The sequence below is a fragment of the Kitasatospora sp. NPDC097691 genome (genome assembly GCF_040302665.1).
In the GTDB taxonomy this organism is placed as follows: domain Bacteria; phylum Actinomycetota; class Actinomycetes; order Streptomycetales; family Streptomycetaceae; genus Kitasatospora.
On sequence record NZ_JBEORY010000036.1, the window covers coordinates 17,639 to 40,608 of the forward strand.

19 protein-coding genes are annotated in these 22,970 nt (G+C 72.8%); 16 read left to right on the forward strand and 3 right to left on the reverse strand.

The window, feature by feature from the left end; all coding sequences use genetic code 11:
* The first annotated feature begins 76 nt into the window (after positions 1 to 76).
* The 3 genes from ABTY56_RS23895 (at position 77) to ABTY56_RS23905 (ending at position 5,672) form a co-directional block, all read left to right on the forward strand.
* Positions 77 to 2,176 carry a type IV secretory system conjugative DNA transfer family protein gene (locus ABTY56_RS23895; protein WP_350631050.1) on the forward strand — a complete coding sequence of 700 codons (2,100 nt, stop codon included), beginning with the start codon at positions 77 to 79 and terminating at the stop codon, positions 2,174 to 2,176.
* A gap of 178 nt (positions 2,177 to 2,354) precedes the next feature.
* On the forward strand, positions 2,355 to 3,923 hold the full coding sequence (locus ABTY56_RS23900; RefSeq protein ID WP_350631052.1) for a PucR family transcriptional regulator: 1,569 nt from the start codon (positions 2,355 to 2,357) through the stop codon (positions 3,921 to 3,923).
* A 306-nt stretch (positions 3,924 to 4,229) separates the two neighbouring features.
* The gene (locus tag ABTY56_RS23905) at positions 4,230 to 5,672 is read left to right on the forward strand and encodes an aldehyde dehydrogenase family protein (protein ID WP_350631053.1); all 1,443 of its coding nucleotides are present in this window, start codon (positions 4,230 to 4,232) and stop codon (positions 5,670 to 5,672) included.
* A 123-nt stretch (positions 5,673 to 5,795) separates the two neighbouring features.
* Here the strand turns inward: ABTY56_RS23905 and ABTY56_RS23910 are convergent, their stop codons facing one another.
* Positions 5,796 to 6,464 (reverse strand): SDR family oxidoreductase, encoded by a 669-nt coding sequence (locus tag ABTY56_RS23910; RefSeq protein WP_350631054.1) that lies wholly within the window; start codon positions 6,462 to 6,464, stop codon positions 5,796 to 5,798.
* Positions 6,465 to 6,601: 137 nt separating this feature from the next.
* Between ABTY56_RS23910 and dxr the strand changes: the two genes are divergently transcribed.
* The 5 genes from dxr to ABTY56_RS23935 all read left to right on the forward strand — a co-directional run bounded on the left by dxr (position 6,602) and on the right by ABTY56_RS23935 (position 12,196).
* Entirely contained in the window at positions 6,602 to 7,846 is a 1,245-nt protein-coding gene (dxr, locus tag ABTY56_RS23915) for a 1-deoxy-D-xylulose-5-phosphate reductoisomerase (protein WP_350631055.1), read from the forward strand.
* Positions 7,847 to 7,919: 73 nt separating this feature from the next.
* Positions 7,920 to 9,224 (forward strand): M50 family metallopeptidase, encoded by a 1,305-nt coding sequence (locus tag ABTY56_RS23920; RefSeq protein WP_350631056.1) that lies wholly within the window; start codon positions 7,920 to 7,922, stop codon positions 9,222 to 9,224.
* Between the two features lie 143 nt (positions 9,225 to 9,367).
* On the forward strand, positions 9,368 to 10,528 hold the full coding sequence (gene ispG / locus ABTY56_RS23925; protein ID WP_350631057.1) for a flavodoxin-dependent (E)-4-hydroxy-3-methylbut-2-enyl-diphosphate synthase: 1,161 nt from the start codon (positions 9,368 to 9,370) through the stop codon (positions 10,526 to 10,528).
* A gap of 167 nt (positions 10,529 to 10,695) precedes the next feature.
* The gene (locus ABTY56_RS23930) at positions 10,696 to 11,571 is read left to right on the forward strand and encodes a GNAT family N-acetyltransferase (protein WP_350631105.1); all 876 of its coding nucleotides are present in this window, start codon (positions 10,696 to 10,698) and stop codon (positions 11,569 to 11,571) included.
* 76 nt (positions 11,572 to 11,647) lie between these two features.
* On the forward strand, positions 11,648 to 12,196 hold the full coding sequence (locus ABTY56_RS23935; protein ID WP_350631059.1) for a GNAT family N-acetyltransferase: 549 nt from the start codon (positions 11,648 to 11,650) through the stop codon (positions 12,194 to 12,196).
* A gap of 42 nt (positions 12,197 to 12,238) precedes the next feature.
* On the opposite strand, the gene ABTY56_RS23940 is transcribed toward ABTY56_RS23935, so the two are convergent.
* Positions 12,239 to 13,162 carry an aminoglycoside phosphotransferase family protein gene (locus tag ABTY56_RS23940; RefSeq protein ID WP_350631061.1) on the reverse strand — a complete coding sequence of 308 codons (924 nt, stop codon included), beginning with the start codon at positions 13,160 to 13,162 and terminating at the stop codon, positions 12,239 to 12,241.
* Between the two features lie 80 nt (positions 13,163 to 13,242).
* Complete coding sequence (locus tag ABTY56_RS23945; RefSeq protein ID WP_350631106.1) at positions 13,243 to 14,223, reverse strand: ferritin-like domain-containing protein; 981 nt, start codon at positions 14,221 to 14,223, stop codon at positions 13,243 to 13,245.
* Between the two features lie 293 nt (positions 14,224 to 14,516).
* On the opposite strand from ABTY56_RS23945, the gene rimP reads away from it, so the two are divergent.
* The 8 genes from rimP (at position 14,517) to truB (ending at position 22,944) form a co-directional block, all read left to right on the forward strand.
* The gene (gene rimP / locus ABTY56_RS23950; RefSeq protein ID WP_350525465.1) at positions 14,517 to 15,056 is read left to right on the forward strand and encodes a ribosome maturation factor RimP; all 540 of its coding nucleotides are present in this window, start codon (positions 14,517 to 14,519) and stop codon (positions 15,054 to 15,056) included.
* Positions 15,057 to 15,111: 55 nt separating this feature from the next.
* Positions 15,112 to 16,113, forward strand: a complete 1,002-nt coding sequence (gene nusA, locus ABTY56_RS23955) for a transcription termination factor NusA (RefSeq protein ID WP_350631063.1) — start codon at positions 15,112 to 15,114, stop codon at positions 16,111 to 16,113.
* A gap of 88 nt (positions 16,114 to 16,201) precedes the next feature.
* Complete coding sequence (locus ABTY56_RS23960) at positions 16,202 to 16,495, forward strand: YlxR family protein (protein ID WP_350631065.1); 294 nt, start codon at positions 16,202 to 16,204, stop codon at positions 16,493 to 16,495.
* Between the two features lie 230 nt (positions 16,496 to 16,725).
* Positions 16,726 to 19,824, forward strand: coding sequence for a translation initiation factor IF-2 (gene infB / locus ABTY56_RS23965; protein ID WP_350631066.1), 3,099 nt, complete (start codon positions 16,726 to 16,728; stop codon positions 19,822 to 19,824).
* Between the two features lie 151 nt (positions 19,825 to 19,975).
* Positions 19,976 to 20,272 carry a DUF503 domain-containing protein gene (locus tag ABTY56_RS23970; protein WP_030289887.1) on the forward strand — a complete coding sequence of 99 codons (297 nt, stop codon included), beginning with the start codon at positions 19,976 to 19,978 and terminating at the stop codon, positions 20,270 to 20,272.
* 153 nt (positions 20,273 to 20,425) lie between these two features.
* Positions 20,426 to 20,866 (forward strand): 30S ribosome-binding factor RbfA, encoded by a 441-nt coding sequence (rbfA, locus tag ABTY56_RS23975; protein ID WP_350631067.1) that lies wholly within the window; start codon positions 20,426 to 20,428, stop codon positions 20,864 to 20,866.
* A 2-nt stretch (positions 20,867 to 20,868) separates the two neighbouring features.
* Positions 20,869 to 21,972 (forward strand): DHH family phosphoesterase, encoded by a 1,104-nt coding sequence (locus ABTY56_RS23980; protein ID WP_350631069.1) that lies wholly within the window; start codon positions 20,869 to 20,871, stop codon positions 21,970 to 21,972.
* A 42-nt stretch (positions 21,973 to 22,014) separates the two neighbouring features.
* Positions 22,015 to 22,944, forward strand: coding sequence for a tRNA pseudouridine(55) synthase TruB (gene truB, locus ABTY56_RS23985; RefSeq protein WP_350631071.1), 930 nt, complete (start codon positions 22,015 to 22,017; stop codon positions 22,942 to 22,944).
* Positions 22,945 to 22,970 lie beyond the last annotated feature (26 nt).

Below are 22,970 nucleotides of genomic sequence, written 5' to 3' on the forward strand. Positions count from 1 at the left end.
GTCGCCGATACGGCGGCATGGGTATGGCGGCACCGACGGCGGTCGGGCCGGGGCGGGCGAGGGAGCGGGGCCGTACATGGCACAGGACGGGTCACACCACCACGGCGACCGCACCACCACCAGACCCCCGACCCCCCTGCCCCACCCGCGGCCCGGCGCCTCCTCCTCGTCCTTCGACCTCCCGGCGTGGGTCGCGATTCCGCGGCCGGATGCGGCGCCCGGGATCTTTCGGCAGGGTTACAAGTGGATCGACCCCACCGAGGCGGAGGAGTCGAAGGTCCCCACCGGACAGTTGTTGTGGCGCGCCGGGTTGAATCTCGTCGCGACCGTCGCTACGTACTACATCGGCACGCTCGTGCTGGTGTGGGCGGTGGGGCTTCTCGGTTGGTTCGCCGGAACGTCGCCGGAACAGTTCAATGCAGTGCAGATCCTCATCAACCTGATCACCATCAGTTGCGCCGCCGCGGTGTTCTGGCGCACCGGTCGGTGGCGAGAGGTGGGTCGGCGTTTCCTCACGCCAACCGGGTGGCGGACGAATGTCGCTCCGGTCCTCGCTCGTGCCATCACCCATGAGGGGCCTGCTCCGACCAGGCCGCTCGTGCACTCCGAACCGGCGTCGGTCACCGACCCGTGGTTCGCCCAACGGTCGGGTGGGGCGTCGGCGGCGGCGGAGAAGTTGGACCGGGCGGAAACCGGGGACGTCGACTACGTCCGGATCCAGCGGGCATGGGAGTCCGCCCAGGCGGATGCCGTCTTCCTCCCTGCCTTCGTCGATCAGGTGCTCTCCCGAGGCGCAGCGGCCTTCTCCCACCCGTCGGAGGCTCGAGACCTGGCGACTCGAAAGGCGTGGCACGACCTGCTGCTGCAACAGGTGCGCCTTGGCACGACCCAGGACGTCGTGAAGAACCCGCACGGGCATCGGTCGACCGGATTCGCTCTGGACCCCACGGTCCTGGGGACGTCGCTGCTCGCTGTCGGTCCTGCGGGGACTGGTAAGACAGCGCGGCTCGCCAGACCGGTCACGGAGGCCTTGTGTCTTCAGACGCTGGCCGGAACGGCGTGCGTGGTGGTGGTGGGAGCAGCGGACGCGGACCTCGGCCCGGACTCCTGGTACGACGTGGTGATCGCGCCGGGCGAACCGGGTTCGATCTACGGACTGGACCTCTACGGAGCGACTCAGGATTCGGACGAGGCGGCCGCGAGGCTGGCCGACGCGCTGCTGCCGGACGAGTTGATCGCGCGCGCGGAGAGCGCCCGGACGACCCTTCAACAGGTGGTCGGGCCGTTCCACACCGCTTACGGGCGCTACCCGGGAGTCCGCGAGCTCCGGGCGCTGCTGTCCGGAGAACCGGAGGTGATGGAGCCGCTGGTCAAGGCCCTTCGGGCAGCGGGCCAGCTGGCCGTCTACGAGCGGGACCTCGACTTCCGGCAGCGGCAGCAAGAGCGAGCCGACGACCCGGGAGTCCTGCTGGCGGACCGCTTGGCACTACTCGATCGGCCGGCCTTTGCGGGGGCGTTCGCTACGGACGGTACGGGGCGTATGCCCTTCGCCATGCGGGCACTCGATCACCCATTGCGAGTCCGGGTGAAGCTGCCCGAGCGCAGTCATCCGGAGGCTGCCCGGATCCTCTCGCGTCTTGTGGTGGGCCAGTTCGTCGTCGCGGCGGCTGCCCGCGAGGACCGCTCGCTGTTCGCCGGGTTGGTCGTAGACGACGCGTCCGCCGCCGTGGACGCGAACACCATCCGGGGTCTCCAGCGAATGCGGGGCGCCAATGCGGGCGCGGTGCTCCTGCTCCGTACCTTGATGGACCTGCCGGAAGCGCTGAGGACGCCGCTCTTCGGGGCCGTCGGGTGCCGCATGGTCTTCCCCGGCATCGCTCCGTGGGACGGGAAGTTCTTCTCCGAGGCCTGGGGCACGCACGTCGTCCACGAAACCGAGATCACCCACACCCCCGACACCTCCGGTGGGGTGATAAGGCGGGCGGGGCGGGTCGGGCGGAAGGCGTTGTCGGGGACGACGGCGCAGACGGAGTCGGTGACGACGCGGGATGTGGAGCGGTTGCGGTGGTCGCCGTCGGATCTGGCGCACGCGTTGCCGGCGGGGCATGCGGTGGTGTCGTTGACGGCGGTGTCGGGGGAGCAGGTGCCGCCGTTGCTGGTGGACCTGCGGGGGTGAGCCCGGGGTGGGCCCCGGGGCGGGTCGGGGGGACGGGGTGGAAGTCGCCTTCGAGGTGGATTCGGCAGTGCCGGTTGTCCGGAGCGTCCATAATGAAGGGGAGAGACCCTCACCAGTCCCACGCCCCTCTCCTCGCCCGGCCGCAATGGCGCGGTCAGGTCGATCCCCCGAAGGTGCCATGCCCCCCACACTCGCCTCCGTCGTCCGCAACAGCTCGCTCCATCTGACGGTTCTCGCCGGCGCGGACCACTTGGAGCGGCCGGTCCGCTGGGTGCACACCAGTGAGCTGGACGACCCGACGCCGTTCCTGGAGGGTGGCGAGCTGCTGCTCACCACCGGTATCAAGCTGGGCCGTACGGCGGCGCAGCTGCAGGCGTACGTGCACCGGCTGGCCGATGCCGGGGTGGTGGGGCTGGGGCTCGGGGTGGGGTTGTCGCACACCGAGGTGCCGCAGCCGTTGGTGGACGCGGCGGCGCAGCGGGGGCTGCCGCTGCTGCGGGTGCCGGAGCCGACGCCGTTCATCGCGATCAGCAAGGTGGTGTCGGCGGCGCTGGCCGCGGAGCAGTACGAGGCGGTGACGACGAGCTTCGAGGCGCAGGAGGAGCTGACCCGGGCGGCGCTGGGCAAGGACGGTACGACGGCCGTGGTGCGCCGGTTGGCGGCGCGGCTGGGTGGCTGGGCGGCCCTGTACGACGGGTCGGGCGCGCTGTCGGTGGTGGCGCCGGACTGGGCGGCGCGGCGGGCCGGGCGGCTGGCGGCGGAGGTGGACCGGCTGCGTCGGCGGCCGGCGCCGTCGAGTGCCGCGCTGCAGGGGCGCGCACCGGGGATAGACACGGCGGACGAGGACTACGTGGTGGTCCAGTCGCTGGGGGCGGACCGGCGGGCGCGGGGTTTCCTCGCGGTCGGGACCGAGGACCGGATCACGCCGACCGAGCGGTACGTGTTGAACGCGGCGGTGGCGCTGCTGACCCTCACCCTGGAGCGCTCGCGCGAGCTGCGGCAGGCGGAGGAGCGGATGGGTGCGGCGCTGCTGCGGATGGTGCTGGCCGGTGAGGTGGCGACGGCCCGGCAGGTGGCGGCGGGGCTGTTCGGCGGTCTGCCGGAGGGGACGATACGGGTCCTGGTGGCCGGGGCCGGTGCGGGGAACGCGGATGCCGCGGAGGCGGTCGGGGAGTTGGGCGACCGGGCGGAGCAGGCGGGTTCCCGGGTGGGCGAGAAGCTGCTGGTGGCGCGGGAGGACGGCGCGCACGGGCCGCGGCTGATGGTGCTGGCGCTGGACAACGGCGCGGTGCACCGGGCGTGCCTGGGTGCGGTGGAGGAGCACGAGGGGCTGTCGCTGGGCGTGTCGGCGCCGGCCGCGTTGGAGGAGGCCGGGACGGCGCACGCGCAGGCCGAGCGGGCGCTGGCGGTGGCGCTGCGCGGCGGTCGCCGGTCGGTGGACCACGAGGAGGTCGGCGCGGGTTCGCTGCTGCCGCTGCTCGGGGAGGACGCGGTGACGGCGTTCGCGGAGGGGCTGTTGCGGCCGCTGCGCGAGCACGACCGGACGGCCCGCGGTGACCTGGTGGCCTCGCTGCGGGCGTGGCTGTCCCGGCACGGTCAGTGGGACGCGGCGGCGGCGGACCTGGGGGTGCACCGGCACACGCTGCGCTACCGGATGCGGCGGGTCGAGGAGCTGCTGGGCCGCTCGTTGGACGACACGGACGTGCGGATGGAGCTGTGGCTGGCGCTTCGTTCCGGCGAGGAGTAGATCACCCGGCTGAGCGCCCGGTTGAACGCCCGCCGGAAACGGAACGCCCTGCCGAACACCCGCCCGAACACCCGCCCGGACACCCGCCCGGACGCCCAGCCGAGGCCCGTCCGGACGCCCAGCCGAGGCCCGTCCGGACGTCGGTCCGAACGCCCGTCCGGACGCCCCGCTGGACGTGGTGGAGTGGCCTCGCAGCCGAACGCTCCTAGTCGGCCAATCCGGTCGGCGTGCCGACGCACCTACCCTCGGGTTCTGGTCCCACGTCCGTGCGGGCCGTACGACGACGAGGAGAGGGCCGGTACCACGGTGACCACCACGTACGATTTCTGGCTCGCTGGCCGCCGGGCGAGCGGTGACGCCGACTTCGAGGTGCACAACAGCTGGGACGGCCGTCTGGTCGGCAAGGTGAGCATCCCGACCGAGGCCCAGGTCGAGGAGGCGCTGGACGCCGCCGTCGCCGCGCTGCCGGTGTTCGCCGCGACCCCGGCGCACCAGCGTGCCGCCGCCCTGGACCACGTGGCCAAGCGGCTGGCCGAGCGCACCGAGGAGCTCGCCCAGCTGATCACCGCCGAGAACGGCAAGCCGATCAAGTGGGCCCGCGGCGAGGTCGGCCGCGCGGTGTCGGTCTTCCGCTGGGCTGCGGAGGAGGCGCGCCGCACCAACGGCGAGACCATGCGGCTGGACACCGACCCGGGCGGCGTGGGCCGCTTCGCGGTGGTGCGCCGCTTCCCGCGCGGTGTGGTGCTGGGCATCGCCCCGTTCAACTTCCCGCTGAACCTGGTCGCCCACAAGGTCGCCCCGGCGATCGCGGTCGGCGCCCCGATCATCCTGAAGCCGGCGCCGGCGACCCCGCTGTCCGCGATGGTGCTGGGCGAGATCCTGGCCGAGACGGACCTGCCGGCCGGTTCCTGGTCGATCCTGACCGTGCCGAACGACCGGATGCCGGCGCTGGTGCAGGACGACCGCCTGCCGGTGATCTCGTTCACCGGTTCGGACAAGGTCGGCTACCAGATCATGGACTCGGTGCCGCGCAAGCACTGCACCCTGGAGCTGGGCGGCAACGCCGCGGCCGTGGTCCTCGCGGACTGGTCCTCGGAGGCCGACCTGGACTGGGCGGCCACCCGGATCGCGATGTTCGCCAACTACCAGGGCGGCCAGTCCTGCATCTCGGTGCAGCGGGTGATCGCCGACGCGTCGGTGTACGACGCGCTGGTGGAGAAGGTCGTGGCCAAGGTCAAGGCGCAGGTCACCGGTGACCCGAACGACTCCGCGACGGACGTCGGCCCGCTGGTCGACGAGAACGCCGCGAAGCGCGTGGAGTCCTGGGTGGAGGACGCGGTCGCCAAGGGCGCCAAGGTGCTGACCGGTGGCACCCGTGAGGGCGCGACCTACGCCCCGACCGTGCTGGCCGAGCTGCCCGAGGACGCGATCCTGGCCAAGGCCGAGGTGTTCGGCCCGGTGCTGTCGCTGCACAAGGTGGACGGCGTGGCCGAGGCCTTCGCGGCCGTCAACGACTCCGCGTTCGGCCTGCAGGCGGGCGTGTTCACGCACGACGTGCAGACCGCCTTCCGCGCCCACCGGGAGCTGGAGGTCGGCGGTGTGATCATCGGCGACGCGCCGTCCTACCGCGCCGACCAGATGCCGTACGGCGGTGTGAAGGACTCCGGCGTCGGCCGTGAGGGCGTCAAGTACGCGATGGACGACTACACGGTCGAGAAGGTGCTGGTCCTGACCGGCCTCGACCTCTGATCGACTCGGTCCCTGATCGATTCGACCGCTGATCGGTTCGATCGCTGAATCGACCGCTGGATCGATCGATCGAGTGATCCGCTGACGCAGGGCCCGGTTCGACGAACCGGGCCCTGCGCGCGTTCAGCCGTCGTGCCCGGCCGCGGCGGCGACGGCCTCCTCGACGGTGGCGTTCCCGGCGACGAGCTCCAGGGTGAGTCCGGCGGTGCCGGGCTCGCGCAGCAGGGCGGCCAGGACGGCGGCGACGTCGGCCCGGTCCACCGCGCCGTGCGTGACCGCGGGGGCCAGCCGGACCAGGCCGGTGCCGGGGCCGTCGGTGAGCCGCCCCGGGCGCAGCACCGTCCAGTCCAGCGTGGTCCGGGCCCGTACCGCGTCGTCGGCGGCTCCCTTGGCGCGCAGGTAGGTCTCGAAGACCTCGTCGGCGGGGTGGTGGGCGTCGGCGTCGGCGCCCATCGAGGAGACGATCACGTACCGGCGGACGCCGGCGAGTTCGGCGGCGTCGGCGAGCAGGACGGCGGCGTCGCGGTCGACGGTGTTCTTGCGGGCGGCGCCGCTGCCCGGTCCGGCGCCGGCGGCGAAGACCACCGCGTCGGCGTCGGCGAGCAGTTCGGCGAGCCGGGGGGCCGCGGTGGCCTCCAGGTCGAGCAGCAGCGGCTCGGCTCCGGCGTCGATCAGGTCCCGGGCCTGTTCGGGGCGGCGGATGATCCCGGCGGGGCGGTCGCCGCGTGCGGCGAGCAGCCGTTCCAGTTCCATCGCGATCTGTCCGTGGCCCCCGGCGATGACGGTGCGCATGGCTCCGACGGTAGCCCGGGGGTGCCGGATCGTCCTGGGGAAGCCTCGGGAGGCCTCGGGAGGCCCCGGGAAGCCCCGGGGGAGTACGGGGGAGGTGCCTGGGACCGGTGTGGTCGCGGACAGGACACAATGGGCGCATGACTTCGCTCGCCCACCCGCAGCTGCGCTTCACGCCCACCGTGGCGGACCCCTCCGGCCCCCGGGAGCTGGTGATCCTCGGCTCCACCGGGTCGATCGGCACCCAGGCCATCGACGTGGTGCTCCGCAATCCGGACCGCTTCCGGGTGGTCGCCCTGTCGGCGGCCGGGGGCCGGGTGGAGCTGCTGGCCGAGCAGGCGCTGCAGCTGGGCGTGCACACCGTGGCCGTGGCCGACCCCGCGGCCGAGCCGGCGCTGCGCGAGGCGCTGGCCGCGAAGGCGGCGGGCCGTCCGCTGCCGACCGTGCTGGTGGGCCCGGACGCGGCGACCGAGCTGGCCGCGATGGAGTGCCACTCGGTGCTGAACGGCATCACCGGCTCGATCGGGCTGCGGCCGACGCTGGCCGCGCTGGCGGCCGGCCGGGTGCTGGTGCTGGCCAACAAGGAGTCGCTGATCGTCGGCGGCCCGTTGGTGAAGGCGGTGGCGAAGCCGGGGCAGATCGTGCCGGTGGACTCCGAGCACGCGGCGCTGTTCCAGGCGCTGGCCGGCGGCACCCGTGCCGAGGTGCGCAAGCTGGTGGTCACCGCCAGCGGCGGCCCGTTCCGCAACCGTACCCGTGAGCAGCTGGCCGGGGTGACCCCGCAGGACGCGCTGGCGCACCCGACCTGGGCGATGGGCCCGGTGGTCACGATCAACTCGGCCACCCTGGTCAACAAGGGCCTGGAGGTGATCGAGGCGCATCTGCTGTACGACGTGCCGTTCGACCGGATCGAGGTCGTCGTCCACCCGCAGTCGGTGGTGCATTCGATGGTGGAGTTCACCGACGGGTCGACGCTGGCGCAGGCCAGCCCGCCGGACATGCGGATGCCGATCGCGCTGGGCATGGGCTGGCCGGACCGGGTGCCGGACGCCGCCCCCGCCTGCGACTGGACGAAGGCCGCCACCTGGGAGTTCTTCCCGCTGGACGACGAGGCCTTCCCGGCGGTGGAGCTGGCCCGCGAGGTGGGCACCCTGGGCGGTACCGCTCCGGCCGTGTTCAACGCGGCCAACGAGGAATGTGTGGAGGCATTCCTGAAGGGCCGCCTCGCCTTCACCGGAATCGTGGACACTGTTGCCAAGGTCGTGGCCGAGCACGGTCAGCGCGACGGTCGGCCGGCGGCCTCGGGAACTTCCCTGACGGTGGAGGACGTCCTGCACGCGGAGGACTGGGCGCGCGCCCGGGCCCGCGAGCTGGCGGCGGGCTGACGGCCTCGATGCTGACGGCGTCGATAGCGGTAGGACGAGACGATGAGCGGAGCGGCATGACGGAGGACCAGCGGTGGCAACGGTTTTGACGGTGGTCGGCATCCTGGTCTTCGTCATCGGGCTGCTCATTTCGATCGCCTGGCACGAACTCGGCCACCTCTCCACGGCCAAGCTGTTCGGCATCCGGGTGCCGCAGTACATGGTCGGCTTCGGCCCGACCCTCTGGTCGCGTCGCAAGGGCGAGACCGAGTACGGCATCAAGGCGATCCCGTTCGGCGGGTACATCCGGATGATCGGGATGTTCCCGCCGGGCGACGACGGCCGGATCACCAAGCGCAGCAGCTCGCCCTGGCGGACCATGATCGAGGACGCCCGTGAGGCCTCCTACGAGGAGCTCCAGGAGGGTGACGAGCACCGGCTCTTCTACACCCGCAAGCCCTGGAAGCGCGTCATCGTCATGTTCGCCGGGCCGTTCATGAACCTGATCCTGGCGTTCGGGCTCTTCCTGACCGTCATGATGGGCTTCGGCGTCTCCATGAACGTGCCGACGGTCAGCACCGTCGCGCAGTGCGTGGTCAAGGCGGGCCAGCCGACCGACAACTGCCCGGCGGGCGCCCCGCAGACGCCGGCCGCGCAGGCCGGACTGAAGGCGGGGGACAAGATCGTCTCCTTCGACGGGGACCGGATCGGCACCTACGACCAGCTCCAGGCGGACATCCGCCGGTCGGCCGGGAAGACCGTCCCGGTGGTGATCCAGCGGGACGGGCAGCAGCTCACCCTCAACCCGACCATCGCCGTCAACGACGTCCAGAAGTACGACGGGAACAACGTCCCGATCAAGGGCCAGACCGTCCAGGCCGGGTTCCTCGGATTCACTCCGGCGAGTGGTGTCGTCCGGCTGGGCTTCGGGCAGTCGCTCGACCGGATGTACGACATGGCCGAGGGCGGGGTGAAGTCGCTGGTCGCCCTGCCCGGCAAGATCCCCGGGCTGTGGAACGCCGTCGTCGGCGACGCCCCGCGCGACCCGGACTCGCCGATCGGCATGGTCGGCGCCGCCCGGGTGAGCGGCGAGGTCTTCTCGCTCGACATCCCCGGCACCCAGCGGATCGCGTTCTTCGTGAACCTGCTGGCCGGCATCAACCTGTCGCTCTTCCTCTTCAACATGCTGCCGCTGCTCCCGCTGGACGGCGGCCACATCGCCGGCGCGGTCTGGGAGGCGGTCCGCCGCCGCTTCGCACAGTTGTTCAAGCGGCCCGACCCGGGCCCGTTCGACGTCGCCAAGCTGATGCCGGTGGCGTACGTCGTGGCCAGCATCTTCATCGGCTTCACGCTGCTGGTGATGGTCGCCGACCTGGTGAACCCGGTGAAGATCAGCTAGGGCGTTCGGGTACGGCGGGTGTGCTGGGGCCCGTTGCCGTGCCGTACCGTGGAGGCCGGGTGCGCGACGTCAGCGCGCCCGGCCTCGGCCGTCCCAGCGGCCGGGCGGTCGATCACACCTCTACCCCGGGGAACCCTGCGCACATGACCGCGATCTCGCTCGGTATTCCGTCCCTGCCGCTCAAGCCGCTCGCCAAGCGCCGGCACTCCCGGCAGATCATGGTCGGCAACGTGCCGGTCGGCGGCGACGCCCCGATCTCGGTGCAGTCGATGACCACCACCGTGACCTCGGACATCAACGCCACGCTGCAGCAGATCGCCCAGCTCACCGCGTCCGGCTGCCAGATCGTCCGGGTCGCCGTGCCCTCGCAGGACGACGCCGACGCGCTGCCGATCATCGCCAAGAAGTCGCAGATCCCGGTCATCGCGGACATCCACTTCCAGCCGAAGTACGTCTTCGCCGCGATCGACGCCGGCTGTGCGGCCGTGCGCGTGAACCCGGGCAACATCAAGGCCTTCGACGACAAGGTCGGCGAGATCGCCAAGGCCGCCAAGGACGCGGGCGTCCCGATCCGGATCGGCGTCAACGCCGGCTCGCTCGACAAGCGCCTGATGGAGAAGTACGGCCGGGCCACCCCGGAGGCGCTGGTCGAGTCCGCGCTGTGGGAGTGCTCGCTGTTCGAGGAGCACGACTTCCGCGACATCAAGATCTCGGTCAAGCACAACGACCCGGTCGTGATGATCAACGCCTACCGCCAGCTCGCCGCCGCCTGCGACTACCCGCTGCACCTCGGCGTGACCGAGGCCGGTCCGTCCTTCCAGGGCACCATCAAGTCGGCGGTCGCCTTCGGCGCGCTGCTGGCCGAGGGCATTGGCGACACCATCCGGGTCTCGCTCTCCGCCCCGCCGGCCGAGGAGATCAAGGTCGGCAACCAGATCCTGGAGTCGCTCGGGCTGCGCGAGCGCGGCCTGGAGATCGTCTCCTGCCCGTCCTGCGGCCGCGCCCAGGTGGACGTCTACAAGCTCGCCGAGGAGGTCACCGCCGGCCTGGAGGGCATGGAGGTGCCGCTGCGGGTGGCGGTCATGGGCTGCGTCGTGAACGGTCCGGGCGAGGCCCGCGAGGCCGACCTGGGCGTCGCCTCCGGCAACGGCAAGGGCCAGATCTTCGTCAAGGGCGAGGTCATCAAGACCGTCCCCGAGTCGAAGATCGTCGAGACCCTGATCGAGGAGGCGCTCAAGCTCGCCGAGCAGATGCAGGCGGCCGGCGTCGAGGCGGGGGCGCCGACCGTCGTCGCGGGCGAGTGAACCCGTAGCGTGTCCTGAATGGCGCGGGGATGCCCGCGTGAAGTCTTCCGGAAGCGGGGCCGTCCGTTCGTGGACGGCCCCGCAGCCGTAGCCGGGTGGGGCCACGGAGTAGGGTGCGGCCAGAGTCGTCTCAGTGAGGTGCTGTCTCGATGCTCGATCGAGGTGTGATGCTCCCGAGCTCTTTCCAGGCCGCCCGTGCCCTGGCCACCACCCGGGTGCTGGAGCCGCCCGACCTCGCGGACGCCCTGGAGATCCTCCACCGCGATCCGGTCGCCAACGCCTTCGTCGCGACCCGCGTCGAGGCCGTCGGGCTCGACCCGTGGCGGCTCGGCGGGGAGATCTGGGGCTGGTACGACGGGGACGGCGCGCTGGACGCGCTCTGCTACGCCGGGGCGAACCTGGTCCTGGTCGACGCCGGGCCGGAGGCGGTCGCGGCCTTCGCCGAGCGGGCCCGCCGGCAGGGGCGGCGCTGCTCCTCGATCGTCGGGCCGGCCGAGGCCACCGCGGGGTTCTGGGCACTGCTGGAGCGCAGTTGGGGACCGGCGCGTGAAGTCCGGGGCCACCAGCCGCTGTTGGCGACCTCGGTGCCGTCTGCGGAGATCGCGCCGGATCCGCTGGTGCGCAGGGTGCGGCGCGACGAGGTCGAGACGCTGATGCCGGCCTGCGTGGCGATGTTCACCGAGGAGGTCGGGGTGTCTCCGCTGGCGGGGGACGGGGGGCTGCTCTACCAGGCCCGGGTCGCCGAACTCGTTTCCACCGGGCGGTCGTTCGCGCGGTTCGGGGAGGACGGGCAGGTCGTCTTCAAGGCGGAGATCGGGGCGGTGACGCAGGGCGCCTGCCAGATCCAGGGCGTCTGGGTCGCGCCGGAGCACCGGGGGCAGGGCCTGTCGAAGGCGGGGATGGCGGCGGTCCTGGACATCGCGTTGCAGGAGGTGGCGCCCGTGGTGTCGCTCTACGTCAACGACTTCAACCTGCGGGCCAGGGCGGCCTATCGGCGGGTGGGGTTCCGGGAGGTCGGGGCGTTCATGAGCGTGCTGTTCTGAGGCCGTCGTCCGCGCCGGGCGGCCGTGTTCGGATCTTCGGCCGCGTCCGGTGGCCGCTGGTAGTAACGTCCGGAGCATGGATCAGCTGACCGGGGTGACGATCGGGGCCATCGACCTTGCGGCCTGGGCGCCGCAGGCGCTGGAGGTCCAGGCGGTGGCGTTCGGGCTCACGCCCGAGGAGGTCGCGGTACGGCTGCACATCGTCGGGCGGCACGCCCAGCAGCCGGGGGTGATCGCGTTCGGGGCGATGAGCGGCGGTCGGCTGGTCGGCTTCGGCTACGGGATGCCCAACCAGCGGGAGCACTGGTGGAGCACGGTGATCGAGCCCTACCTGACCGTCCGGGGGTACGCGGACTGGCTGGACGGCGTGTTCGCCGTCACCGAGCTGCACGTGCTGCCGGAGTTCCAGGGGCAGGGCGTCGGTTCGCGGCTCATCCGGACGCTGTGCGAGAGCTCGGGGCTGGACCGGAGCATCCTCTCGGCGATCGACGCGGAGACGCCGGCGCGGCGGCTGTACCGGGCCCTGGGGTACCAGGACCTGGCGCGGGCGGTGCGCTTCCCGGCGACGGACCGGCTGTACGCGGTGATGGGGGCCCGGCTGCCACTGCGGAGCTCGGGGGTCTGAGCGGGGTCGCCCGGACAGCGGGGCCGCCCGGACGGGGTGCCGTCAGAGCGAGCCGGCGAGTTCGAGGTGGAGTTCGGCGTCCTCGCGGCGGTCCGCGGCGAGGGATCGCAGGGCCAGGTCGACGGAGCGGAAGAGGGTCCAGCCGCGGAGGCGGTCCCGGTCCACGTCCAGCGCGTCGGAGAGCTGGTGGAGGCGGCGGCGGACGGCGGCGGGGACGCCGGGGGAGCCGAGCAGGGTGTCCGCGCGGTCCAGGGCGAGGCGGGCCAGGTCGTAGGCGCGCTCGCCGACGACGGGGCGCGGGTCGATGGCGAGCCAGGGGGCGCGGTCGGCGGCGAGGACGTTGCCGTGGTGGAAGTCGCCGTGCAGCAGGAAGGACTCGCCGGCGGTGTCGGTCAGGCCCCGGGCGGTCTCCAGGGCCTCGGTGATCAGGGCCTGCGCCTCGGTGGCCGCGGGGTGGGTGCGCTGTTCCACGACCCGGTCGGCGGTGGCGGCGACCCGTTGGGCGAGGGTGGGCAACGGGTGCTCCCCGGGGAGCTCCACCCAGAGTCGGTGCAGCAGGCTGGTGGCCTCCAGCATGGCCTTGGGCTCGGCGAGGGAGCGCAGCGGGATCTCGCCGTGCAGGCGTTCCAGGAGGAGGACACCCTCGGCGGGGTCGGCGTCGAGGAGGAGGACGGCTCCCCGGCCGGCCCAGTGGGTGAGCGCCGCGTGCTCGTGGGCGGTCTCGGGGGTGAGCAGACCGGCCTTGAGGACGGCGGGCGAGAGGTCGTCGCGGTGGACGTACGCGATCAGGCTGAGGCTGCCACCGGGGTCGAGGACGCGTTCCAGGGTGAGGCCCCAGTCGGCGAGGTGGGCGGCTGCCCGGGCGGGCAGGGTGGCGAGCCACTGGCGGCCCGCTTCGCCCTGGGTGGCGGTGACGGTGTTCGTCAGCCAGGTGGGGACGGTGATGGTGGGTGCGGCTCCCGACATGGGTCCATTGTCGGGCTTCGGCGGCGTGGGCGGGGTGCTCGGGTGGGTGTCGGGCGGTTGGGTGTCGCGGGTCGGGGTCCTCAGGGGCCGGTGGGCGAGGGGGTCGGGGCCTGGTCCTCGATGCCGGGGAAGGGCTGGTCGGGGGCGCCCCAGCGGTGGGCGCGGAGGGCGCAGTCGCGCAGGGCGAGGGCGGCGGTGAGCCGGTGCGGGGCGGGGACGGCGGCGACCAGGTCGGCGTAGACGGTGGTCAGGCGGGTTTCGAGGTGGGCGGCGAGCTTGGCGGCGTCGGCGGGGGAGGCGACCGGGAAGGGCAGCCGGTAGCCGCCGGCGGCGGGGCTGGGGGCGGCGCCGAGGGCGGAGACCAGGCGCTGCCAGGTGTCGCGCTGGGCCTGGTGGGCGGCGTGGGCCGTGCGGGCGTCGGCGAGTTGGGGGTCCCCGGGCAGGTGGGCGCCGACGACGCCGTAGCCGTAGATCGCGGCGTGCTCGGCGCCGAGGGCGTTCTGGAGGGCGGTGAGGGCCGCGGGGGTGGCGCTCGGCGCGGGTGTGGCCGAGGGGGAGGCGGCGGGGCGGGCGGGTGCCGGTGGGGCGGCGGGGGCGCCCAGGACCGCCGCATGGACGCTGTCGGCGGCGGCGACGGAGGCGAGCAGGCGGGCGAGGGCCGGGCTCGCGGCGTCCAGGTCGGCGAGGCGGGACTCGCCGGTCCGGCGCTCCAGTCCGGCCAGGCCGAGGCCGTCCGGGGTGGGGACGGGGGTGGCGGCGGCGGGGTCGGCGGTCACGGGCGGTGACGGGACGGCCGAGGCGGTCAGGCCTTCGGCGAGGGCGGCGCGGTGCCGGGCGACCTCCGCGCGGAGGTCGGCGCTCCGGACGGAGGGAGGCGGGGGCAGGGTGTCGTACCCGGCGAGGAGGGCGTCGGTGGCGGCGATCGCGCGGCGGCGGACGGGGGTGTCCGGGTCGGGGCGCAGGCCCCCGGTGCCGGAGGTGGGGCCGGTGTGGTCGGCGGTGCAGGCGGTGAGGGTGAGCAGTCCGAGGGCCAGGAAGGTCCGTCGGCTGGGCGGCTGCATCGGGGTCACTCCGGGGCGTGTACGGGAGGACGGCCTCCCCGCCGGACCTCGTTGGCGTGAATGATTACAGAATCCCCACGTTCCGGGGCCCGGTTCGGGCACACCGGGCCCCGGGCGGGCACGTGTGAGCTTGCTCGCAGTGGGTGGTGTGCGAGCGGCCGGGGGTGGTCCGGAATCGGTGGTTGGGGGCTTCACCGGCTAGGCTTTGGGCCGAGCTGCCGTGACCCGGTGTGGCGCCGAGGGCGCGGGGCGACCTTCTGACAACAGCAGACGCGGCCGAGGAGTCCACCCGGATGAGCACCACCCACACCGACCGGCTGCGAGCGTTGCTGGAGCCGCTGGCCGCACAGGCCGGACTGGACCTGGAGGACGTCAGGGTCACCAAGGCGGGCAGCCGCCGGCAGGTGCAGATCGACGTCGACACCGACGGCGGCGTGGACATGGACACCATCGCCGAGTTCAGTCGGGTGGTCGGCGAGGCCCTGGACGAGTCGGACCTGATGGGGGACGACGCCTACCTGCTGGAGGTCGGCTCGCCGGGTGCGGAGCGTCCGCTGGTGCTGCCCCGGCACTGGCAGCGGGCCGAGGGCCGGCTGGCCGCGATCCACCTGGTCGACGGCGGGGAGATCGTCGCCCGGGTGCTGGAGGCCGACGAGGACGGCGCGCTGGTCGAGGTGCAGCCGGTGAAGGGGCGCGGCCGCCCGAAGGAGCGCCGTCTGGAGTACGGCGAGGTGGCCCGGGCGCGGGTCCAGGTGGAGTTCAACCGCAAGGACGACGAGAAGCTCCTGGACGAGGCCGCCGACTTCGACGAGGGGGACGACGGCGCCGAGTGACCCCCGGGTGCCGTACGACCATGACGAACGTGACGAAAGACGAGGAGGCGTAGCCGTGGACATCGACATGAGTGCCCTGCGCACGCTGGTCAACGAGAAGAACATCCCCTTCGACCTGCTGGTCGAGTCCATCGAGTCAGCCCTCCTCACCGCGTACCACCGCACCGAGGGCTCGCGCCGCCGCGCCCGGGTGCACCTGGACCGCAAGAGCGGCCATGTGACCGTGTGGGCCATGGAGGACCCGACGGAGCTGGACGAGGGCGTCGAGCCGAAGGAGTTCGACGACACCCCGAACGGTTTCGGCCGGATCGCGTCCAGCATCGGCATCCAGGTGATGATGCAGCGCCTGCGCGACGCCGCCGACGACCAGACCTTCGGCGAGTACGCGGGCAAGGAGGGCGACATCGTCACCGGTGTCGTCCAGCAGGGCAACGACCCGAAGAACGTGCTGGTCGACATCGGCAAGCTGGAGGCCATCCTGCCGCCGCAGGAGCAGGTCCCGGGTGAGGACTACCGGCACGGCACCCGACTGAAGTGCTACGTGGTGGCCGTCCGCCGCGGGGTCCGCGGGGCCTCGGTGACGCTGTCGCGCACGCACCCCAACCTGGTGAGGAAGCTGTTCGCGCTGGAGGTCCCGGAGATCGCGGACGGCAGCGTGGAGATCGCCGCCATCGCCCGTGAGGCCGGCCACCGCACCAAGATCGCGGTCTGGTCCCGCCGGGCCGGACTGAACGCCAAGGGCGCCTGCATCGGCCCGATGGGCTCCCGGGTGCGCGCGGTGATGGGCGAGCTGCACGGCGAGAAGATCGACATCGTCGACTGGTCGGAGGACCCCCGGGAGATGGTCGCCGCGGCGCTGTCCCCCGCACGGGTGACCAGCGTGGAGATCGTGGACGCCGCCCAGCGCTCCGCGCGGGTGATCGTGCCGGACTACCAGCTGTCGCTGGCGATCGGCAAGGAGGGGCAGAACGCCCGTCTGGCGGCCCGTCTCACCGGGTGGCGGATCGACATCCGGCCGGACACCGAGGGCCAGTCGGAGGACGGCGGCCGGGAATAGCCCGACCGGTCGTCCGTGTTGTCATAGCCGTCCCCGCCGGTCCCCCGGGATCTGCGGGGCGGCGCCATGTCGCTTCGGAGGGGTAGACTTGCCTTCGTCTGGCCGGACGCATGTCCGAGCACGCCCGGAACGCACCTGCGTGGGCTGCCGCAAGCGCGCGGCCAAGCACCAGCTGTTGCGTGTCACGGCGGTCGAGGGCGAGTGTGTCCCCGATCCCCGTGGCGCACTGCCGGGCCGGGGCGCTCACCTGCACCCCGAACCGGCCTGCCTCGACCTCGCGGTCCGCCGTCGGGCGTTCCCCCGGGCCTTCCGGCTCCAGGGCACACTCGGCACGGAGCGGCTCCGCGAGTTCATCGGGGAGCGGGCAGGCGGAGCCTCTTAGACGGGCCACCTCCCGCGACGGCCGCCGCTCCACGCGGCGGAGAACCACCGCAGCAAGCACAGCGTTCGGGAAGCCGCGCGCCGTGCCACCAGTCAGGTACCTCGCGATGTGGAAGTAGGTCGAGATTGCGATGAGCACTCGATGAGTACGCGATGAGTACGCGATGGGTACGCCCATGAAGTAGCGACAGTCCGGCGGACGAGACCCCCGGACTCATAGACAGGAGTGAAGTGGCTAAGGTCCGGGTATACGAACTCGCCAAGGAGCTTGGCTTGGAGAGCAAGGCCGTCATGGCCAAGCTGACCGAGCTCGGTGAGTTCGTCCGTTCGGCGTCCTCGACGATCGAGGCGCCGGTCGTGCGTAAGCTGACTGACGCGCTTGGTGTGGCCCCCACCGGTGGTGGCGCTGCCAAGCCTGGCCCGCGGAAGCCCGCGGCGCCCCAGCCCGCGGCAGGCGCCGCGGGTGCACCCAAGCCGGGTGCTCCGACCCCGGGTCCGCGCCCTGCCGCGGCCCCTGGTCCCCGTCCCGCACCGACCGCAGGTCCCGCCGCCGGATCGGCTCCCGCCGCTCCGGCCGCCCCCGCCCCCGCTGCCCCGCGTCCGGGTGCGCCGACTCCGGGCCCGCGCCCGGCCGCGCGTCCCGCCGCTCCGGCGGCGCCGGCGGCCCCGGCCGCGCCCGCGGCCGAGTTCTCCTCGCCGGCTCCGGCCGGTGACGCCCCGCGTCCGGCCGCCCAGGCTCCGCGCCCGAGCGGCCAGGCCTCCGGCGGCGCCCGTCCGGGCCCGCGTCCGGCCGGCCCGCGTCCGGGCAACAACCCGTTCACCTCGGGCAGCGCCACCGGCATGGGTCGCCCCGGCGACCGTCGCCAGGGCGCCCAGGGTGGCGACCGTCCGCGTCCGGCGGGTGCTCCGGGTGCCGGTGCTCCCCGTCCGGGTGGCGACCGTCCGCGTCCGGCGGGTGCTCCGGGTGCCGGTGCTCCCCGTCCGGGTGGCGACCGTCCGCGTCCGGGTGGTCCCGGTGCCGGCGCTCCGCGTCCGGGCGGCGACCGTCCGCGTCCCGACGGCATGCCGCGTCCGGCCGGCCCGCGCCCCGGCGCCCCGTCCCCGTCCGGCATGCCGCGCCCGAACCCGGGCATGATGCCGCAGCGTCCGGCTCCCGGCCCGCGTCCGGGTCCCGGTGGCCGTGGCCCCGGTGGCCCCGGCGGCCGTCCGGGTGGTCCGGGTGCCGGTGGCGCCCGTCCGGGCTTCCAGGGTCGTCCGGCCGGTCCGGGCTCGCGTCCGGCCGGTGGCGGCGGCTTCGGCGGTCCGCGTCCGGGTGGCGGCGCCCCCGGTGGTGGCGGCGGCTTCGGTCCCCGTCCCGGCGGCTTCGGCGGTCGTCCCGGTGGCCCGGGTGCCCGTGGTGGCACGCAGGGCGCCTTCGGTCGTGGCCCGGGCGGTCGCCCGGCGCGCGGTCGCAAGTCGAAGCGGGCGAAGCGCCAGGAGTACGAGGCCATGCAGGCCCCGTCCGTCGGCGGTGTGATGCTCCCTCGCGGCAACGGCCAGACCGTTCGCCTGTCGAGCGGCGCCTCGCTGATGGACTTCGCGGAGAAGATCAACGCCAACCCGGCCGCGCTCGTCTCCGTCATGTTCAACCTCGGTGAGATGGTCACCGCGACCCAGTCGGTCTCCGACGCGACCCTCGAGCTGCTGGCCGGCGAGATGGGCTTCCAGCTGGAGATCGTCAGCCGGGACGACGAGGACCGCGAGCTGCTGGAGTCGTTCGACATCGACTTCGGTGCCAACGAGGGCGACGAGGACCAGCTGGCCCCGCGCCCGCCGGTCGTCACCGTCATGGGTCACGTCGACCACGGTAAGACCCGCCTGCTGGACGCGATCCGCAAGTCCAACGTGGTGGCCGGCGAGGCCGGTGGCATCACCCAGCACATCGGTGCCTACCAGGTCGTCACCGAGGTGAACGGCGAGCAGCGTCCGATCACCTTCCTCGACACCCCGGGTCACGAGGCGTTCTCCGCCATGCGTGCCCGTGGTGCCAAGTCCACCGACATCGCGATCCTGGTGGTCGCGGCCAACGACGGTGTCATGCCGCAGACGGTCGAGGCGCTCAACCACGCCAAGGCCGCCGGTGTGCCGATCGTGGTCGCCGTCAACAAGATCGACGTCGAGGGCGCCGACCCGACGAAGGTCCGCGGTCAGCTGACCGAGTTCGGCCTGGTGGCCGAGGAGTACGGCGGCGACACCATGTTCGTCGACATCTCCGCGCGCCAGGGCCTGCACATCGACCAGCTGCTGGAGGCCGTGGTCCTGACCGCGGACGCCTCGCTGGACCTGCGGGCCAACCCCGAGCAGGACGCGCAGGGTATCGCCATCGAGGCCCACCTCGACAAGGGCCGCGGTGCCATGGCGACCGTCCTCGTCCAGCGCGGTACCCTCCGCGTCGGCGACTCGATCGTCGTGGGCGACGCCTACGGCCGCGTCCGCGCGATGCTGGACGAGAACGGCAACAACCTCGCCGAGGCGGGCCCGTCCCGTCCGGTGCTGCTGCTCGGTCTGACCTCCGTGCCCCGCGCCGGCGACAGCTTCATCGTCGTCGACGAGGACCGCACCGCCCGTCAGATCGCCGAGAAGCGCTCGGCCCGCGACCGCAACGCCGCCTTCGCGCAGCGTCGGGTCCGGGTGTCCCTGGAGGACCTGGACAAGGCCATCGCCGCCGGCTCCATCGAGCAGCTCAACCTCATCATCAAGGGTGACGTCTCCGGTTCGGTGGAAGCCCTCGAGGACGCCCTCGTCAAGCTGGACGTGGGCGAGGAGGTCGAGCTCCGGGTCCTGCACCGCGGTGTGGGTGCCATCACCGAGTCCGACGTGGACCTGGCGATGGGCTCGGACGCCATCATCATCGGCTTCAACGTGCGCGCCGAAGGCCGTGCGCGCACCGCGGCCGACAAGGAAGGCGTGGACGTCCGGTACTACTCGGTCATCTACCAGGCGATCGAGGAGATCGAGAACGCCCTCAAGGGCAAGCTCAAGCCGGAGTACGAGGAGGTGCGCCTCGGCGCCGCGGAGATCCGCGAGGTCTTCCGCTCCTCCAAGTTCGGCAACATCGCCGGTGTCCTGGTCCGCGACGGCATCATCCGCCGCAACACCAAGGCCCGCCTGCTGCGCGACGGCAAGGTCGTGGCGGAGAGCCTCACCATCGAGGGTCTGCGCCGCTTCAAGGACGACGCGACCGAGGTCCGCGAGGGCTTCGAGGCCGGTGTCACCCTGGGGTCGTTCAACGACATCAAGGTCGACGACATCATCGAGACCTACGAGATGCGCGAGAAGCCGCGCGCGTAGTCGCAGGTAGCCGGGGCCGGTCGACGGGTGGTATTTCCGTCGACCGGCCCCGGTCTCGCTGTGTAGGGTCCGGGGTAGATCAGACGTAGCGGCGCCAGCCCGGTTCCGGGCTGCTCCCCGAGGCCTTCCAGGTCGGCGAGACCTGTCACACATGTTCGTGGGAACACTCACCTTCGACCTGCTCCTGGGCGACGTCCACTCGCTCAAGGAGAAGCGTTCGATCGTGCGGCCCATCGTGGCCGAACTGCAGCGCAAGTACAGCGTGTGCGCTGCCGAGACCGGGAACCAGGATCTGCACCGCCGGGCCGAGATCGGCCTCGCGGTGGTGTCCGGCGAAGCCGGGTACGTCACCGAGGTCCTGGACAGCTGTGAGCGGTTGGTCGCCGGCCGCCCCGAGGTGCAACTCCTCTCCGCGAGGAGGAGGTACCACAACGACGACGACGAATGAGAGCTGTGGAGCCGGCCGGCGGAAGTCGCCGTTCTCACACAGATCAGGACCGAGAGCGCCCGCAAGGCCGGGCGCGGGCCGGTACTTTGGGGCTTGGGCCCCGACGGGTGCGCAGCTCACCCGGGTACCGGGCCCACTGCACGAGGAGGCAACGTGACCGACACCGCAAGGGCGCGCAAGCTCGCCGACCGCATCCAGGTGGTCGTCGCCCAGACCCTGGAGCGGCGGATCAAGGACCCCAGGCTGGGGTTCGTGACCATCACCGACACCCGGGTGACCGGCGACCTGCGCGAGGCCACCGTCTTCTACACCGTCTTCGGTGACGAGACCGAGCGCCAGGCCACTGCGGCCGCACTGGAGAGCGCCAAGGGCGTCATCCGCTCCGAGGTCGGCAAGATCGGGGTGCGCTTCACCCCGACGCTGACCTTCGTCGCGGACGCGCTGCCGGACAACGCCCGGAACATCGACGACCTGCTCGACCGGGCCCGGCACTCCGACGCCGAGGTGCGCACGCAGGCCGCCGGGGCGGCCTACGCCGGCGACGCGGACCCGTACCGGGTCCCGGCGTCCGAGCGTGACGACGAGGACGAGTAGTCATGGCGGGTGAGCCGGCGAAGGCCGCCTCGCGAACCGGATCGACCACGGGGGCGTCTTCCACCAGCACGGTGGAGGGTGCCCTCGCGGCGCTCCCGGGGCCGCGCGCCGAGGAGAGCGGGTTCGAGCTGCTCTGGCAGCAGGTGGTGGCGGAGATCGGGCGGGCCCGCTCGATCGACCTGATCTGCCACATCTGTCCGGACGGCGACGCGCTGGGCTCCTCGCTGGCCGCGGCGCTGGCGCTGCGCGCGCTCGGCAAGCAGGTGCGGGTCTCCTTCGGCGACGACCCGCAGATCGTGCCCGAGTCGCTGGCCTTCCTGCCCGGCCAGGAGCTGATCGTGCCGGCCGCCGACGTGCCGGACGTGCCCGAGCTGGTGCTCTGCTTCGACGTGGCCGCGGAGAGCCGGCTCGGCCTGCTGCACGGCAAGGCCTTCGCCGCGCCCGTCCTGGTGGTGTTCGACCACCACGCCTCCAACCCGGGCTTCGGCACCCACCAGCTGATCGACCCGACCGCGCCGGCCACCGCCGTCCTGGTCGACGAACTGCTGCGCCGGCTCGGCGTCGAACTCGACCGGGACCTGGCCACCTGCCTCTACACCGGGGTCGCCACCGACACCGGCTCGTTCAAGTACCGGGCGACCACGCCCGCCACCCACGAACTCGCCGGCCGGCTGCTGGCCACCGGCATCCGGCACGACCTGATCTCCCGACAGCTGTGGGACACCTCCTCCTTCGGCTACCTCAAGGTGCTCGCGGGCGCGCTCGACCGGGCCGTCTACGAGCCGGACGCGGCCGACGGCCTCGGCCTGGTGTGGACCTGGGTGCCGTACCAGGACCTGGCGCTGTTCAGCGTCACGGTCGAGGAGATCGAGGGGCTGATCGACATCCTGCGCCGCCCGGCCGAGGCCGAGGTGGCGCTGGTGCTCAAGCAGGACCCGGACGGCACGCTGCGCGGCTCCTCGCGCTCCAAGGGCGCGGTGGACGTCGCTGCGGCCTGTGCCCGACTGGGCGGCGGGGGGCACGTCTTCGCGGCCGGATTCAGCGTGCGGGAGGACGTGGCCGCCGTGGTCGAGCGCTTCCGGCGCGCACTGCGCCCGGTACGTTGATCACCTGCTGACGTTGTCCGAAGTTTCCAGAGAAAGAACTCGATGAAGCGCAAAGGCACCGGCCCGGACGGCCTGGTGATCGTCGACAAGCCCGAGGGCATCACCTCCCACGGGGTCGTCGCCAAGCTGCGGTGGCTGGCCGGGACCCGGAAGGTCGGGCACGCCGGCACGTTGGACCCGATGGCCACCGGCGTGCTGGTGATCGGTGTCGAGCGGGCCACCCGGCTGCTCGGCCACCTGATGCTCACCGCCAAGACGTACGAGGCGACCGTCCGGCTCGGCCAGACCACCGTCACCGACGACCGGGAGGGCGAGGTCACCTCCTCGACCCCGGCCGACGCCGTCACCCGGGAGGCGATCGACGCCGGGATCGCGGCGCTCACCGGCGAGATCATGCAGGTGCCGTCCAAGGTCAGCGCGATCAAGATCGACGGCAAGCGCTCGTACGCCCGGGTGCGCGAGGGCGAGGACTTCGAGCTCGCGGCCCGGCCGACCACGATCCACTCCTTCACCGTGCACGACCAGCGCGCGGCGGTCGCCGAGGACGGCACGCCGGTGATCGACCTGGACGTGACCGTCGAGTGCTCCTCCGGTACCTACATCCGGGCGCTGGCCCGGGACTTGGGCGCCGGGCTGGGCGTCGGCGGGCACCTGACCGCGCTGCGGCGCACCAAGGTCGGGCCGTACGGGGTGGAGTCGGCGCGCACCCTGGAACAGCTGGAGGCCGCGGTCACCGGCGACTCCGCCACGGGGCTGGAGGTGTTGCCGATCGCGGCGGCCGCGGCGGCCGCCTTCCCGCGCTGGGACCTGGACGAGGCCTCGGCGGAGAAGCTGTCGCACGGCGCCCGGCTCAAGGCGCCCGGGCTGGGCGTGGACGGGCCGATAGCGGTGTTCGGCCCGGACGGGCGTTTCCTCGCCCTGGTCGAGGAGAAGGGCGGGCAGGCGAAGCCGGTCGCGGTCTTCGTCGGCTGACGGCCCCACCGCTGCGCGCGGACCCA